The sequence below is a fragment of the Vreelandella sulfidaeris genome (assembly GCF_042429665.1).
Taxonomy (GTDB): Bacteria; Pseudomonadota; Gammaproteobacteria; order Pseudomonadales; family Halomonadaceae; genus Vreelandella.
The window spans coordinates 262,907-278,153 of record NZ_JBHMAC010000002.1 but is presented as its reverse complement, the minus strand read 5'-3'; the positions used below and the strand labels follow the sequence as shown (position 1 = coordinate 278,153).

The window sequence follows — 15,247 nt, the reverse complement described above, 5'->3', positions numbered from 1 at the left end:
GAGAGTGGCTAACTGTCCAGACGCTCGATGATGGTGGCAATACCCTGGCCTACGCCAATGCACATGGTAACCAGCGCGTAGCGGCCGCCAACGGCTTCTAGCTGACGCAACGCGGTGAGCGCCAAGCGTGCCCCGGAGGCACCGAGCGGGTGGCCAATGGCGATGGCTCCGCCGTTGGCATTCAGGCGAGGGTCGTCAACGGAAAGTCCCAACTGCTGAACGCAGCCAAGTACCTGAACCGCGAAAGCTTCGTTAATTTCAATGACATCCATCTGCTCAAGCGAAAGGCCAGCCCGGGCCAGCGCTTTTTGTGAGGCGGGCACTGGACCCAGCCCCATCACACGCGGGGCAACGCCTGCTACAGCACTCGCCACAATACGGGCACGGGGGGCAATCCCAGCCTGTTCGCCAGCCGCGCGGGTACCCACGATCATTGCCGCGGCCCCGTCGTTCAAGCCAGAAGCGTTACCCGCCGTGACAACACCGTCTTCAAAGAGTGCTCCCAGTTTGGCCAGCTTCTCTTCGCTACTTTCGGGGCGAGGGTGCTCATCCTTATCCACCAATAGCGGGGGCTGTTTACGCCCCTGGGGCACTTCGACGCCTAGCAGTTCGCCGTCGTAAAAACCGTTGGCTAGCGCGTTTGCATAGCGTGCCTGAGAGCGGGCAGCAAAGGCGTCGCTGGCATCGCGACCTATGTTGAGATCATGTGCGATGTTATCGGCCGTTTCGGGCATGCTATGACTGCCGTACTCTTTGGCAATCCATGGGTTGGGGAAACGAGAGCCAATCACCGTATCAAACATGGGCTGATTGCGAGCGTAAGGCGACTCTGCTTTGCCCAGCACGTAAGGCGCACGCGACATGGATTCGACGCCGCCTGCCAAGAATAGCTCGCCTTCGCCCAGCCTGCTGGCTCTGGCAGCATCCATGATGGCGGCTAATCCGCTACCGCACAGGCGGTTGACGGTTTGCCCAGCTACCTCGATAGGCAGCCCCGCCAACAGAGCGCCGTGACGGGCGACGTTACGCGAGTCTTCACCCGCCTGGTTGGTACAGCCTGCCAGCACTTCTTCATAGCTTTCTGGGGCGAAGGGGTTGCGTGCCACCAGCGCTTTTAATGTAAGACCCAGCAACTCGTCAGGGCGAATAGCCGCCAAGCTGCCACCATGACGACCAAAAGGGGTACGTAATCCATCGTAAATATAGGCGTCTTGCATCGTTATTCTCCTGGTTTTGTCAAGCCTAGTTGTGTCATGGCTGTTGGCCCGTCAGTGAGGGGCATAGCGAGCGCGGCGCGGCGACGTAGCCACGGGCTAGGGCGGTAGCGGGGGTCGCCGGTAGCCGCCAGCAGGTTGTTCAAGATGGTCAGGATGCGCGAAGCACCGTAATGATCGCCCATACGCAGTGGGCCAAACGGGTAGCCCAGGCCAAGTTCCACCGCTCGGTCGATGGTGGTGGGGGCTGCCACCCCCTGCTGAGCAATATCGGCCCCCACATTGACGATGCAGGCAACCACGCGTTGCAGTACAAAACCGTTGCTGTCATCAAGCGTACTGACTGGTGTGCCGTCAGCCTGCATCAGGTTGGCAGCAGCGTTAATCACCTCTGGCCGGGTCATCGGTGAGGCCATCAGACTGCGGCGTTTTTCCAGCCCCGCCAACATATCCACCGCGACACACTGTTGCGCCTTCAAGCCCTGACGCAGGGCGCATTGGGTGGTGTCTTCACCAAGCGGTGTCAGCAGGCAGAGCGCTTGTGCAGAGGGGTTTTCAGCCGTTTCCAGAGACCAGCCCGCGGCCGTTACCAGTTCGGCCAGTTGGCTGGCGCTTTCAGGGTCGTCTTGGCTGATCCATACCGGGCAGGGGGAGGCCGGCGAAATAGCGGGCTCATCCGGCATTTGTTGCTGACCATCCACGTAGCGATAAAACCCCTCACCGGTTTTACGTCCCAGCAAGCCTGCCGTGAGACGCTGCCGAGTTAATGGGGAAGGTCGAAAGCGGGGCTCTTCATAATATTGGTGATATACCGACTCCATTACCGCATGGGACACATCCAGACCGGTTAGATCCAGCAGGGTGAAAGGCCCCATCCGAAAGCCGCCCTGGTCGACCATGATGCGGTCGATGGTGGCGGGGTCGGCTACGCTCTCGCTGAGGATCCGTAGCGCTTCAGTGCCGAAGGCGCGTCCGGCGTGATTCACGAGAAAGCCCGGCGTATCGGTGGCCTGGGCGGTAAAGTGACCCATGGCAGTGCCCAGTGCGTTGACTCGTTGGGTCACCTCGTCAGCGGTACGTAGCCCTGGAATCACTTCAACAATCTTCATTAGTGGAACGGGGTTGAAGAAGTGAAAGCCAATCACGCGCTCAGGGTGCTGGCAGGCTGCCGCAATGCCGGTTACCGAAAGTGAGGAGGTATTGGTGGCTAATACGGCCTCCTGGCTGAGGATATCTTCCAGGTCGCTGAACAGCCCTTGTTTTGCCTCAAGCTTTTCAATAATGGCTTCGACCACGATATCGCAGGGAGCAAGGGCGGATAGTTCACTGGCTTCGATCAGCCGCTCGCTGTACTGCTGCACCTGGTTTTGGGTGATGCGCTGTTTATCGGCGCTGCGCTGCCATAGGCCATTGATAAAGGTGGTGGCTTCTTTTACCGCCCCCTCCTTGGCATCAAACAGGATGACATTAAGCCCGGCCTGAGCGGCTAGCTGAGCGATACCTCGGCCCATGGCCCCGGTGCCAACAATACCCAGGGTGCTAAACGCATGAGCGGCTGCGTCGTTGGACATGGTCAAATCCTCGCTGCAAAAGTGTTTTGTTCTGCATTGCAAAATAGCATTTCGTTTATTGACTGCCATCCTAGGCTATGCAAAAGTGCCTGACAAGAGAGTGAACGGTAGTTTCGCTATGCAAAATACTGGCAGCCCTAACTGCCCGTGCGAACGCCAATCATAAAAAACCGTTGCCGCCAGGAGCCGTTATGATCCGTGATCCCGAACTGCTGAACCAGTTGGTTGATACCATTGCCCGTTTTGTCCGGGAGCGTTTGATCCCCAATGAGGCCCGTCTGGCTGAAGAAGATGCAGTGCCTCCTGAGATTCTGTCAGAAATGAAGGAGATGGGCCTGTTTGGGCTGTCGATTCCTGAAGAGTACGGCGGTTTGGGTCTCACCATGGAAGAAGAAGCCCTGGTGGCGATGGAAATCGGCAAGACCTCACCGGCATTTCGCTCGGTGTTTGGCACCAATAATGGCATTGGCGCCCAGGGTATTTTGATCGATGGCACTGAAGAGCAGAAAGCCAAATATGTGCCGCGTTTAGCCACCGGCGAGATACTGAGCTCGTTCTGTCTGACCGAGCCCGACTCAGGCTCCGATGCGGCTAGCCTGCGCACCACGGCTGTGCGTGACGGTGATCACTATATCTTGAACGGCACCAAGCGCTATATCACTAACGGCCCGGAAGCGGACCTGTTTACCGTGATGGCGCGTACCGACCCTGATAACAAGGGTGCTGGCGGTATTTCTGCGTTTATCGTTCAAGGTGATACCCCCGGCCTGGTGCGCGGGCCGGCGGATAATAAAATGGGCCAAAAGGGCGCACATACCTGCGATATCATTTTTGATAACTGCCGAGTCCCCGCCGAAAACATTATCGGTGGTAAAGAGGGGCAGGGATTCAAAACCGCCATGAAAGTGCTAGACCGCGGTCGGCTGCATATATCAGCCGTCTGCGTGGGCGTTGCCGAGCGCCTGGTAGAAGAGTCGCTGCGCTACACCATGGAGCGTAAGCAGTTTGGTGCCGCCCTTGCCGAGCATCAGTTGGTGCAGGCGATGCTGGCCGACAGCAAGACCGAGGCGTACGCAGGCAAGACCATGGTAATGGACGCCGCACGACGCAAGGATGAGGGGGAAAACGTCTCCACGCTCGCTTCCTGCTGCAAGCTGTTCTGTGCCGAAATGGTGGGCCGGGTGGCTGATCGTGCGGTGCAGGTACATGGGGGGGCAGGCTATATGTCTGAATATGCCGTTGAACGCTTCTATCGTGATGTTCGCCTGTTCCGTATTTACGAAGGAACGACCCAGATTCAGCAACTGGTGATCGCCCGGAACATGGTGCGGGAGGCGTCCTGATGGCTCTTTCGTTCCCTTACCAAGCCCCCGACGAAGATATCTTCGGCCGCCTGGCTAGTGAACTGATGGCTGAGCTGCCTGAGCGTCTGAGTACTCGCGTGCTGGAAAACGCTCGTCGGCTGGGTGACCAGCCCGCCATCGTGGATGACGCTGTTCGTTGGAGCTACGCCGAGCTGGGTCAGGAGATACAGGCAGCCTGTCACTGGTTAAGCACGCTGGACGTGCGCCCTGGTGATCGCATCATGACGGTCGGCGAGAACTGTCGTGCGCTGGTGGTTCTGCTATTGGCCGCCAGTGAAATGGACGTATGGGTGGCGATCGTCAATTCGCGCCTCTCGGCTCAGGAAGTGGATTTGATCCAGGGCAATTGCCTGCCGCGCCGTGTCTTTTATACCTGCGAAGCCTCCCCCGAAGCGAGCCAGCACGCCGAGCGAAACGTGGCTGACCACTACCAGCACCCGCAGCTAGGCGGCCTGGCGATTTCACCGTTGTTTGCTAGCGACCCCGAACCCGTTCATGCCAGTGGCGCTGAGCAGGTAGCGGCGATGATCTACACCTCCGGCACTACCGGCACTCCAAAAGGGGTGATGCTCACTCATCGAGGCATTCTCTATATCGCGTCGATTTCCGGTGGTATGCGCCACTTAAGCGAAGGGCAGCGGGTGTATGGCGTGCTGCCGATGTCGCATGTATTTGGGCTTTCCTCGGTCTGCATGGGGTCGCTTTATAATGGCGCTTGCCTTTATACCGTGCCGCGTTTCGACGCGAGGCAACTACTGGCAACGCTTAAAGAGGAACGCATCACCGTATTGCAGGGCGTGCCTGCCATGTACGCTCGCGCGTTGGAGTACCTGAAACGCGAACAGCGTGCTTTAGAAGCGCCCGAGCTTATCTATATTTCAGCGGGCGGTTCGCCTCTGGATAGCGATACCAAAACCCGTGTGGAAGCCGCCTTTGGCTTAACGCTACATAACGGCTACGGTCTCACCGAAGCGAGCCCGACGATTAGCCAGACGCGTATCGAAGATCGCCATACCAGTAGTACCGTTGGTCGCGTGCTGCCGCTGCTGGAGTATCGCTTGGAGCCATTGGGCAGTAGCGGCACCAGCGAAAAGGCGGGCGAGGAAATTGGTGAGCTATGGGTGCGTGGCCCCAATATCATGAAAGGCTATTTCCGTCAGCCGGAAGCTACCCGTGCCACCCTGACTGACGATGGCTGGCTCAACACCGGTGATATCGCCAAGCTGGACCACGACGACCAGCTCTATATTGTCGGGCGTAGTAAAGAGCTGATCATTCGCTCGGGCTTCAATATCTACCCCCCGGATGTGGAGGCGGTCATCAACGAACACCCGGCGGTGACCTTGACGGCGGTGGTGGGACGACAGGTGGCGGGCAATGAGGAAGTGGTGGCCTTTGTGCAGTGTGAGCCGGGTGTAGAGGTGGATATGGCGGAACTCAAAGGCTTTATTGCCGAACGGTTAGCGCCCTACAAGCGGCCTACACAAATTATCTTGATGGATGCGCTGCCCTCAACCGCCACTGGCAAGATATTAAAAGGCCGGTTAAGAGACTTGGCTCAGCAGGAGAGCGCTTCATGACCGAGTCTGAGAGCACTCCTTCATCGACCACGCCACAGGCGCTGATGGGCTATCACGAGCTTTTGGGCCTGCACGTAGTGGAGTGGCAGGCAGGGCGCACCGTGGTTGAGCTGACCATTGAGCCCAAGCACCTTAACCGCAGTGGCAATGTGCATGGCGGCGTGCTGACGTCGATGCTCGATAGTGCATTAAGCCTGTCGGGACTTCACTGTGATGTGCCGGGCAATATTCGTCGTGGTATGACGCTATCCCTCACCACCACGTTTGTCGGGCCAGCCAAGCAGGGCGTGCTGCGCGCCACGGGCACTCTGCGCGGGGGCGGCCAAAAAACCTACATGGGCAGCGGTGACATCGTCGACGAACAGGGCAATCTTGTTGCCATGGGCGAAGGCTCGTTTCGTCGTCGCAGCGGCAGCGAAACCTCGCAAGGTATTCCCGACCCACTGCTGGGGGAGCCTGAGGAGTGAGCCAAGCCCGCCTGCGGGTCTCCTGTTTGCTGCTGGTCACGCTGGCGACACTGATTCATTTAGTGGGTGGCAGCGTGGCGTGGCAAACCGCTGGCATTGCAGCGCTGCTGCTCTATTTAACTACCCTGGCAGGGCAGCTTACGCGGATGGCCAAGGGTCTGCTGTTCGCCGCTTTTGTACTGACGGTGCTGGCATTGTGGCGCTCACCCACTCCTGGCCAGCTACTGTTTGAGGCGAGCGGACGTTTCGCCTTTTTTGCGACCTTTGTGGTGGCGTTAAGCATGTTGCGTTTACCCGCTTATCGTTCACGCTTAGTGCGCCGGTGTGGGCAAAGCATGCTGCTTCAACCACCCAGCCGTCGCTATCCCATTTTATCGCTTGGCTCTGCGCTATTTGGCATCATTTTGAATATCGGCGTGCTCAATCTGTTTGCCGCCATGATCGAGAAGAGCAACACTTTGAGCGCGGCCCAGGGGCGGGCCTGGGTACAAGAGGCACGTCAACGGCGAATGATGCTGGCACTGCTGCGTGGATTCTCGTTGGCGCCGTTGATTTCCCCCATGGGGATCGGGGTGGCGGTGGTGCTATCAAGCCTTCCACAGGTGACCTGGCTTGGGCTTGCGCCCTATATTCTGGGGGCCGCAGGGCTGCTTTTTTTGGTGGGGTGGGGGATAGATTACCTGACCGGCCCGCATCCGCCCGCCAATAAGGCAAAGGTGCCGCCTTCGTTACGCCCGTTGGCGCAGTTTAGCGTGTTGCTGATAAGTATTGTGGCACTGGTGTTCACCATTGCCTGGCTGCTTGACCTACGCCTGCCCATTGCCGCGCTGTTAGGCGCGCCCAGTGCGGCGCTGATTTGGCTTGCCTGGCAGCGCCGCAGGCTTGGCTATGGTGGCTTGCCTGCCGCTTTAATGACCCTACATCGCCAACTGCCCTGGCTGCTTACTCCCAGTGCCAATGAGATAGTGGTGTTGGGTGCGGCGGGGTATCTAGGGCATGTGTGCGTTGGCTTGGTGGATACCCAGCAGCTCGCACCGCTATTGTCAGTACTGGACCCGCTGGGCACCTTGAATGCCGTTTTCGCCATGTTGATGGTGGTAGGGCTGGCGCAAGTCGGGATTAACCCCATTGTGACAGTGACGCTGTTGGTGGGTCTGTTACCGACGCTGGCAATTGAAGGGCTTACGCCCGAGCTGATCGGGGCATCGTTAATGGTGGGGTGGGCGCTGGCGTTGATGTCCTCGCCAATGACCGCTTCGATGCTGATTCTCTCGCGCTTTACGGGCCTACCCGCCACCAGGATTGGCTACCGCTGGAATGGCCGGTTTCTGATCGCGGCGATACCGCTGCTCGCATTATGGTTTGGCAAGTCGCCGTTCTGACTCGCGGTGGCCTGGCTCGCTGATTAGCGGGTGCCTGTATCCATTCCAGACATCTGCACCTCCGGGACTTGAATAAGCGCTTGACCTTTGACAGGCGTTTTTTTATTGTTATTAGTATAAAGTAAAATATTGTTTTGCTATGCGAAATAGTAGCGCTATTCCTTCAATTGTTGGAGCACGCCTTATGAAAGTACTCGTCGCGGTAAAACGCGTCATAGATTACAACGTCAAGATTCGCGTTAAAGCGGATCACTCTGACGTCGATCTGACCAACGTCAAAATGGCCATGAACCCTTTCTGCGAAATCGCCGTGGAAGAAGCAGTTCGCCTCAAGGAGAAGGGCACCGCCACCGAAGTCGTCGCCGTGACGGTAGGGCCCAAAGCCGCTCAAGAGCAGCTGCGCACCGCGCTGGCGCTGGGGGCGGATCGCGCCATTCATATTGAAACCGACGAGCGAGTTGAGTCGCTGGCCGCCGCGAAGCTGCTGGCCAAAGTTGTGGATGAAGAGCAGCCCGGCCTGGTCATTCTCGGCAAGCAGGCGATCGACACCGACAACAACCAGACCGGCCAGATGCTCGCTGCGCTGACCGGTCTGCCGCAAGGCACCTTTGCCTCGGAAGTGGCGGTGGACGGCGACAAGCTTAATGTGACCCGGGAAATTGATGGCGGTCTGCAAACCATCTCGCTAACCCTACCCGCGATTGTCACCACCGACCTGCGCCTCAATGAACCGCGCTACGCCAAGCTGCCGGACATCATGAAGGCCAAGAAAAAGCCGCTGGACGTCAAGACCCCCGCCGATTACGGCGTCGAGGTAGCGTCCAGGGTCAGCCTGGTGAAAGTGGAATCTCCCGCCGAGCGTAAAGGCGGTATCAAAGTGGCCTCGGTAGACGAGTTGATCGACAAACTGAAAAACGAAGCCAAAGTTCTGTAGCTTTGAAAGGAGTGGATTCCATGAGCATTCTGGTTCTTGCGGATGTACACGAAGGCCAATTGATGGGCACGACTGCCCACGTGGTGGCCGCGGCCCAAGCCATCGGTGGCGATATCGACGTGCTGGTTGCCGGTGAAGGCGTCCAGGAGGCCGCCGAGGCCGCCGCCCAACTCGATGGCGTCAGCAAGGTGCGCGTGGCGGATAATGCCGTTTACGCCCACCAGCTCGCCGAGCCCATGGGCGCGCTGCTGGTTGAGCTGGCCGATGATTACAGCCACGTGCTGGCGAGCGCTTCCACCACGGGTAAAAACGTCCTGCCGCGCCTGGCCGCCCTCAAGGATGTCAGCCAGCTGTCCGACGTGATTGGTGTCGAGAGTGCCGACACCTTCCTGCGCCCGATTTATGCCGGTAACGCCATCGCCACGGTGAAAAGTGACGATACACTCAAGGTCATCACCATTCGCACCACTGGCTTTGATGCCTGCCCTGATAGAGGCGGTGAAGGTGGCAGCGCTTCTATCGAAGCGGTCGATGTGGTGGTGGAAAACAGCCAGTCGAGCTTTGTCAAGGAGGCGCTGGCGAAGAGTGACCGCCCGGAACTTGGTGGCGCCAAGATCGTCATCTCCGGTGGTCGTGGTATGGGCAACGGCGAGAACTTCAAGCTGTTCGACGGCATTGCCGACAAGCTGGGCGCTGCCATTGGCGCTTCCCGTGCGGCGGTCGACGCCGGCTTCGTGCCCAACGACATGCAGGTCGGCCAGACCGGTAAGATCGTCGCCCCCGAGCTGTACATTGCGGTGGGTATATCCGGTGCGATTCAGCACTTGGCGGGCATGAAAGATTCCAAGGTGATCGTCGCGATCAACAAAGACGACGAGGCACCGATCTTTCAGGTGGCCGACTACGGTCTGGTGGGCGATCTGTTCGAGCTGCTGCCCGAGCTTGAAAGCAAGCTGTAAAAGCTTCTTGCATCCAGGTCTTGGTCGGAATAACCCGTAGCGGGGGCTTTCGCCATGGATGGCGAAAGTAGCGCCCATGGATGGGTTCACAGCGCCCCTGCGTAGGGTTGTTCCGACCATGCCACTGCAGTGTGACATCTTATCGAAGGGCCCAGTGGGGCCTTTTGCAGTATTGGTTCACAATAATAACTAGCGAGTTTTCCATGCTAACCCAACTGACTGCTTCAACCACGCTGCCGGTAATTGGCTCTCCGATGTTTATCATCTCTGGTCCTGAACTGGTGATTGCCCAGTGTCAGGCAGGCATCATTGGCGCGTTTCCAGCGCTTAATGCCAGGCCCGCCGAGGCGCTGAGAGAGTGGCTTGAGAAGATTACCACTACGCTGGCAGACTATAACGCCCGACACCCGCAACAGCCCGCTGCGCCGTTCGCGGTGAACCAGATTGTCCACCCCACCAATGATCGTCTCGAGCACGATATAGCGCTATGCGCTGAGTTCAAGGTGCCATTGATCATTACCAGCCTGCATGCGCCCAACCGTGTGGTCGAACAGGTACACGCCTATGGAGGCCTCGTCTTTCATGATGTGACGACGCTAAGGCACGCCAAGAAAGCCATTGATGCCGGGGTCGACGGGTTGATTTTGGTCTGTCAGGGGGCGGGCGGCCATGCCGGACGGTTAAATCCCTTCGCTTTTGTGGCCGAGGTAAGGCAGTTTTATGAGGGTCCCCTGGTACTGGCAGGAGCCATCACCAAAGGCGAGCAGATTGTGGCGGCCCAAGCCCTGGGCGTTGATTTGGTCTATATGGGCACGCGCTTTATTGCCACCCAGGAAGCCAACGCACAAGCCGCTTACAAGCAGATGGTGCTGGAGGCAACGGCGGGGGATATTGTCTACACCAATCTGTTTACCGGCGTTCACGGTAACTATCTGCGTCAGAGTATTGAGCTTGCGGGGTTGGACCCAGATGCACTGCCAGAAAGCGATAAAACTGCTATGCGCTATGGCTCGGGTGGTAGCAGCAAGGCAAAAGCGTGGCGCGATATTTGGGGCGCCGGGCAGGGGGTCGGCGGCGTTCATACCCGCAACAGCGTGGCTGAGGAAGTGGCCACGCTGCGCGAGGATTATCAAAAAGCGCTAGATCACTTACGGCGACTTTGACGAAACGCGGCCACCCGCGTTTGAAAATCGTCTGAGTCCTTGCAGTCGTCCTGCAGCTTGCCCTCAAGCTGAAGAGTGTCGTTGAGTGACAGGGTAGCGGCTTGCCGCATAGCCCGTTTAGTGGCCCTCAACGCTTGAGGTGATTGAGCGACCAGGGCGTGCGCGAGCGCGCGAGCTTCCGCTAACACCTGATCATCCTCCACTGCCCGGTTGGCTAAACCAAGTGACACGCAGCGCTCGGCGTCAATGGGGGTGGCCAGTGCCGCCATTTCAAAGGCTTGAGCATGACCAAGCGTGCGTACCAAGTGCCAGCAGGCACCGCCATCGGGAATCAAGCCAATATTGATAAACGCGAGTTTAAGATAAGCAGAGCGGCCCATCACCACCATGTCACTGGCCAGCACATAGGAAACGCCAATACCTGCGGCGGCACCGCTCACCGCTGCAATTACTGGCTTTTCCATTTCCATCATGCTGCGCAGCGCGGGCAGGAACAGCGTCTCCAGCCGCTCGCTGGCAGGCTGAGCGTTAGCCTTCTCGAACTCTGCCAAATCGGCACCGGCGCAAAATGAGCTACCTTCACCGCTTAGAATCACACAGCGTACCTGGTGGTCGTCAGCAACGCTTGCCAGTGCCTTGTTCAATGCAAGGGCAGTGAGCTCGTCGAGCGCATTACGCACGTTAGCGCGCGCAATGGTAATCTCGGCAATACCATCGTCAGTATAATCAAGGCGTACGGGGGGATTAGCGGTATCGTCCATGCCTTTCTCCTTAGGCGGCGGTGCCTATCTGTTCACTGACCGTCTCGAGATGGAAGTCGCTATCCCCCAGGTAGTGATCGAACATGACCAGGCGTTTCGCGTAGTGAGCAACATAACACTCTTCGGTCATGCCCATCCCACCGTGTAGCTGAATGGCTTGTTCTGCAATAAAGCGTGCAGACTCGCCGCAGTAGGCCTTGGCAGCGGCCATCTTGTAATCACGCTCCTGGGGCGGCAATGTCAGGCTGGTAGCGGCCAGAATAGCCATGGAGCGTGACTGCTCCAAATGCAGGTGCATATCCACCATACGATGCTGCAGCGCCTGGAATGTCGACAGCGGCAGCCCAAACTGCTTGCGCTCTTTCAAATACTCAAGCGTCTGATCGCAGGCGGTCTCCATTGCGCCAATAGCCTCTGCGCACAGCGCTGCTCGGCCAAGGGCCAGTACTTCCGCCAGGGCATCAGTCACATCATCGCTTAGGCAGTGCTCCGGCGGCAGGGTAACGTTATCCAAGCTCAGATCGCCGGCAGGCTGGTCATCCAGAGTACGATACGTATGTGTCGATATCCCCTGAATGCCAGCGGGTACCAGGAATAGTCCCAACTTGCCGCTGGGCAGCTTGGCGGTGACCAGCGACGCTGCGGCGTTCTCAAGGTTCATCACCACATCCTTACGGCCATTGAGCTGCCACTGGTCACCCTGTTGACTCGCTTGCGTCGTGATGTCAAAAGCGTCATAGCGGGCGCTATGCTCCTGCCAGGCCAGAGCGAGCTGGTGATCGCCTTCAAGCAACGGGGCAAGCCAGCTCTCTTGCTGCGCCTGGTTGGCGCATAGGGCGAGCAGCTGTCCCGGCATCACCAGGCCAAACAGGTAGGCTTCGGGGACCAAACCGCGCCCCAGGGCCTGCATGATGATCATAAGATCAGTGCCGTCCCCGCCTAATCCGCCCACTTCTTCGCTGAACGGCATGTGCAGCAGACCCAACTCCGCGAAAGTGTGCCAAAGCGGGCTGGCCTCGTTCGAAGGGGCTTTTAGCATGGCGCGGCGCTGCTCGGGGGAAACCTGGTCGGCCACCAAACGGGTGAGGGTCTCTTCGAGCATGCGTTGCTCGTCGGTAAGTGCAAAATCCATGGTGACCTCCTTACATACCTAAAATGGTTTTGGCGACAATGCTTTTTTGTATTTCGTTGGCGCCGCCATAAATCGACAGTTTGCGACGATTAAAATACTGAGCACTGGCAGCAGCACTCAGTGCGTAGTCGTCATCCAGCGGTTCATCACCATGCAGAAAGTCGGGGAAGAACGGCAGGGCAGCGGGCCCCAACGCGCGGCGCGTCAGTTCGCTGATTTCCTGGCGAAGCTCAGAGCCACGCACCTTGAGTAACGAGCTTTCCGCGCCGGGCAGACCACCATCGCGAGCAGCGGCAATGACACGCAGGTTAGTCACTTCCAGCGCCATCAACTCCAGCTCAGCTTTTACCACCCGCTGGCGAAAGCTTTCCAACGCCAGCAGCGGCTTGCCACGATGCTTGACCCGAGAAGCCAGGGCTTTCAAATGACGTAGCGCTTGTTTGGCGTGTCCGAGTCCTGCAATGCCGGTGCGTTCGTGGGTCAGCAGGAACTTGGCGCAGGTCCACCCCTGGCCCTCGTCGCCTACACGGTTGTCTACCGGTACGCGTACATTGTCCAGAAACACCTCGTTTACCTCATGGGCGCCGTCGAGGGTGAAAATCGGACGAACGCTGATGCCGGGAGACTGCATGTCGATCAGCAGAAAACTGATACCTGCCTGCTTTTTAGCCGCGGGGTCGGTGCGTACCAGACAAAACATCATGTTGGCGTGTTGGCCAAGCGTGGTCCATGTTTTCTGACCATTGACGATATAGTGGTCGCCATCACGCACGGCGCGGGTCGATAAACCTGCCAAATCCGAGCCAGCGCCCGGTTCGGAATAGCCTTGGCACCACCAATCCTGATTGCTGAGAATACGCGGCAGATAGTACTGCTGCTGTTCACGGCTACCGAACTTCATAATGACCGGCGCTACCATGTTGACACCAAAGGGCACCACGGTAGGGGCGTGAGCGGCTGCGCACTCCTCATCGAAGATATGCCGTTGTACCGGCCCCCAGCCAGGGCCGCCTTGTTCGGTGGGCCAGTTCGCGGCAAGCCACCCCTGGTCGCTGAGAATGTTCTGCCAACGCAGATGGTCCTCGGCGGGTAGATGACGGCCAAGGCGAACCCTGTCACGAATATCGCTGGGTAACGCATCGGCTAAAAATCGGCGGACTTCCTCGCGGAATGCCTGCTCTTCAGGGCTAAATGTCAGGTTCATGGTTGCGCATCCTTGGAAGGCGTCGTTTCGTCATGGGCTGAGTGAGCCGATAACAGCGTGGCTTGGCGGTGCGGCCCGCCCAAATGGCGCGGGTAGCCAAGGGCTTCCACAGCGAGTAAATCGATATCGCTTTCGCGGTAACAGGCGCCTTGTTGGGCAAGCGCTAGGCTCGCCTGCTCAAGTGCTGGTTGGGTGTCGTTGGGCGTTTGCTCGGCGGCCTGGTACAGGGTGGTGAGCACACTACGCGACTTGCTTACCACCACGTTGACCCGCAACGCTTTTAACGTCAGCGCTGTCCGCTGCTGGGTATCGGCGCTAGCATCCTGATTTACCAGCTCACAAAACGGACTTTGCTCGGTGAGCACAAGGCTAAGCGGAGTGGCGGGCGCGCCTGCGGTTAATGGCTCCGTGGTTAACGACTGTAATGACACTGCGATAGCGTGAGCGGGTAAGCTGATGGCGTCCACGTCGGAGGCAAGCAGGCAAAGCTCGGTGCTGTCTTCAGGTGCCTGAGTGAGTTGAACATTGGCGCGCTGGGCGGCTTTATGAAGCTGCTCAAACAAGGGATGATTGCCAACGAGAGCGACATGCTCAAACGGTGTCGCGTTTTCCACCCCAGGGACGATATGCGGGTTTCTGGCGGCAAAGAAAAGATGAATGAGTCCGGCACGCTGAGGGGAATCCATGCAGGCTAGAAACAGTTCACGTTCACGCAGCAGGCCTTCATCAAGCGATGCCGCCATGCTGCAGGCCTCAACGGCTTCCACAATGCGAAACGGCGAAAATAGCTCAGGTGTTGTCTTTTCAAGCTGTTCGCGCATCTCGACCACCGCCCGAGGATTTGCTTCCGGTGCGGGTAACTGACCAGTGACACGAGCATGCCGTTGACCGGCCAGTACCGCTTGAGCCGCCTCCAATCCCGCTTCCAGAGGCGTACCTGCTGCGCTGATGGCATCGATAACACCGCTATCAAGCGCTTCTTCTGCGTCTACAAAACGACCGCTGGTGATCATTTCAAGCGCGCGTTCTACGCCTACCAAGCGAGGCAGCCGTTGTGTGCCCCCCGCACCGGGCAGCAGCCCCAGCTTCACTTCCGGTAGCCCCACACGCGTGCCTGCAAGTGCAACGCGGTAGTGACAGCCAAGCGCTACCTCCAAACCACCGCCCAGAGCGGTGCCATGTAGCGAAGCGATGAGCGGCTTGGAACAGGTTTCCAACTGGGCGATCACATCAGGTAGCAACGGTGCTTGGGATGGCTTGCCAAATTCTCGAATATCGGCCCCGGCGATAAAGGTGCGTCCCTCTGCCATCACCACCAGCGCCTTGGCCTGTGGATCGGCCACTCCCTCTTCAAGGGCGCTAACTAAGCCGCTACGCACCGCTTGGCTCAACGCGTTGACGGGTGGATTGGCGATGCAAATAACGCCAACCTCGCCATGTCGCTGGTAGTGAACACTCATAGTGGCTCCCTTATATTGCTATGTGAAATGCGCTGTCTGGCATTCGCTTTGTGGAA

Annotated in this window: 13 protein-coding genes; 7 read left to right on the top strand and 6 right to left on the bottom strand. The window is 58.3% G+C overall.

The features are described from left to right. Positions 1–8: 8 nt before the first annotated feature. Positions 9–1,217, bottom strand: a complete 1,209-nt coding sequence (locus tag ACFFLD_RS01370) for a 3-oxoadipyl-CoA thiolase (protein WP_386040770.1) — start codon at positions 1,215–1,217, stop codon at positions 9–11. A gap of 2 nt (positions 1,218–1,219) precedes the next feature. After that, positions 1,220–2,785, bottom strand: a complete 1,566-nt coding sequence (locus ACFFLD_RS01365) for a 3-hydroxyacyl-CoA dehydrogenase (RefSeq protein ID WP_386040768.1) — start codon at positions 2,783–2,785, stop codon at positions 1,220–1,222. Positions 2,786–2,976: 191 nt separating this feature from the next. Between ACFFLD_RS01365 and ACFFLD_RS01360 the strand changes: the two genes are divergently transcribed. The 7 genes from ACFFLD_RS01360 (at position 2,977) to ACFFLD_RS01330 (ending at position 10,634) form a co-directional block, all read left to right on the top strand. Beyond that, the gene (locus ACFFLD_RS01360; protein ID WP_386040766.1) at positions 2,977–4,128 is read left to right on the top strand and encodes an acyl-CoA dehydrogenase family protein; all 1,152 of its coding nucleotides are present in this window, start codon (positions 2,977–2,979) and stop codon (positions 4,126–4,128) included. Then, positions 4,128–5,729, top strand: coding sequence for a class I adenylate-forming enzyme family protein (locus ACFFLD_RS01355; RefSeq protein ID WP_386040764.1), 1,602 nt, complete (start codon positions 4,128–4,130; stop codon positions 5,727–5,729). Before ACFFLD_RS01360 ends, ACFFLD_RS01355 begins: the two co-directional genes overlap by 1 nt. Beyond that, the gene (locus tag ACFFLD_RS01350; RefSeq protein WP_386040762.1) at positions 5,726–6,196 is read left to right on the top strand and encodes a PaaI family thioesterase; all 471 of its coding nucleotides are present in this window, start codon (positions 5,726–5,728) and stop codon (positions 6,194–6,196) included. The genes ACFFLD_RS01355 and ACFFLD_RS01350 overlap by 4 nt, the downstream gene beginning before the upstream one ends. Then, the gene (locus ACFFLD_RS01345) at positions 6,193–7,578 is read left to right on the top strand and encodes a hypothetical protein (protein ID WP_386040760.1); all 1,386 of its coding nucleotides are present in this window, start codon (positions 6,193–6,195) and stop codon (positions 7,576–7,578) included. The genes ACFFLD_RS01350 and ACFFLD_RS01345 overlap by 4 nt, the downstream gene beginning before the upstream one ends. Positions 7,579–7,762: 184 nt before the next feature. Next, positions 7,763–8,512, top strand: coding sequence for an electron transfer flavoprotein subunit beta/FixA family protein (locus ACFFLD_RS01340; RefSeq protein ID WP_386040758.1), 750 nt, complete (start codon positions 7,763–7,765; stop codon positions 8,510–8,512). Between the two features lie 20 nt (positions 8,513–8,532). After that, complete coding sequence (locus tag ACFFLD_RS01335; protein ID WP_386040756.1) at positions 8,533–9,471, top strand: electron transfer flavoprotein subunit alpha/FixB family protein; 939 nt, start codon at positions 8,533–8,535, stop codon at positions 9,469–9,471. Positions 9,472–9,674: 203 nt separating this feature from the next. Then, positions 9,675–10,634: an NAD(P)H-dependent flavin oxidoreductase gene (locus ACFFLD_RS01330; RefSeq protein WP_386040754.1), complete on the top strand. Its 960-nt coding sequence runs from the start codon at positions 9,675–9,677 to the stop codon at positions 10,632–10,634. Here the strand turns inward: ACFFLD_RS01330 and ACFFLD_RS01325 are convergent. From ACFFLD_RS01325 to ACFFLD_RS01310, 4 genes are read right to left on the bottom strand one after another with little or no spacing between them, the layout of a single operon-like run. Beyond that, the gene (locus tag ACFFLD_RS01325; RefSeq protein WP_386040752.1) at positions 10,616–11,395 is read right to left on the bottom strand and encodes an enoyl-CoA hydratase/isomerase family protein; all 780 of its coding nucleotides are present in this window, start codon (positions 11,393–11,395) and stop codon (positions 10,616–10,618) included. The genes ACFFLD_RS01330 and ACFFLD_RS01325 overlap by 19 nt on opposite strands. Positions 11,396–11,405: 10 nt before the next feature. Continuing rightward, positions 11,406–12,527: an acyl-CoA dehydrogenase family protein gene (locus tag ACFFLD_RS01320; protein WP_386040751.1), complete on the bottom strand. Its 1,122-nt coding sequence runs from the start codon at positions 12,525–12,527 to the stop codon at positions 11,406–11,408. 10 nt (positions 12,528–12,537) lie between these two features. Next, positions 12,538–13,731 carry an acyl-CoA dehydrogenase family protein gene (locus ACFFLD_RS01315; protein WP_386040749.1) on the bottom strand — a complete coding sequence of 398 codons (1,194 nt, stop codon included), beginning with the start codon at positions 13,729–13,731 and terminating at the stop codon, positions 12,538–12,540. Next, positions 13,728–15,191, bottom strand: coding sequence for an enoyl-CoA hydratase/isomerase family protein (locus tag ACFFLD_RS01310; protein ID WP_386040747.1), 1,464 nt, complete (start codon positions 15,189–15,191; stop codon positions 13,728–13,730). The genes ACFFLD_RS01315 and ACFFLD_RS01310 overlap by 4 nt, the downstream gene beginning before the upstream one ends. Between the last annotated feature and the right edge of the window lie 56 nt (positions 15,192–15,247).

Coding starts and splice junctions, on each gene's coding strand:
- ACFFLD_RS01350 (WP_386040762.1), top strand. CDS start 5,726: ATGACCGAGTCTGAGAGCACTCCTTCATCGACCACGCCACAGGCGCTG.
- ACFFLD_RS01310 (WP_386040747.1), bottom strand. CDS start 15,191: ATGAGTGTTCACTACCAGCGACATGGCGAGGTTGGCGTTATTTGCATC.
- ACFFLD_RS01320 (WP_386040751.1), bottom strand. CDS start 12,527: ATGGATTTTGCACTTACCGACGAGCAACGCATGCTCGAAGAGACCCTC.
- ACFFLD_RS01325 (WP_386040752.1), bottom strand. CDS start 11,395: ATGGACGATACCGCTAATCCCCCCGTACGCCTTGATTATACTGACGAT.
- ACFFLD_RS01335 (WP_386040756.1), top strand. CDS start 8,533: ATGAGCATTCTGGTTCTTGCGGATGTACACGAAGGCCAATTGATGGGC.
- ACFFLD_RS01370 (WP_386040770.1), bottom strand. CDS start 1,217: ATGCAAGACGCCTATATTTACGATGGATTACGTACCCCTTTTGGTCGT.
- ACFFLD_RS01360 (WP_386040766.1), top strand. CDS start 2,977: ATGATCCGTGATCCCGAACTGCTGAACCAGTTGGTTGATACCATTGCC.
- ACFFLD_RS01315 (WP_386040749.1), bottom strand. CDS start 13,731: ATGAACCTGACATTTAGCCCTGAAGAGCAGGCATTCCGCGAGGAAGTC.
- ACFFLD_RS01330 (WP_386040754.1), top strand. CDS start 9,675: ATGCTAACCCAACTGACTGCTTCAACCACGCTGCCGGTAATTGGCTCT.
- ACFFLD_RS01355 (WP_386040764.1), top strand. CDS start 4,128: ATGGCTCTTTCGTTCCCTTACCAAGCCCCCGACGAAGATATCTTCGGC.
- ACFFLD_RS01340 (WP_386040758.1), top strand. CDS start 7,763: ATGAAAGTACTCGTCGCGGTAAAACGCGTCATAGATTACAACGTCAAG.
- ACFFLD_RS01365 (WP_386040768.1), bottom strand. CDS start 2,785: ATGTCCAACGACGCAGCCGCTCATGCGTTTAGCACCCTGGGTATTGTT.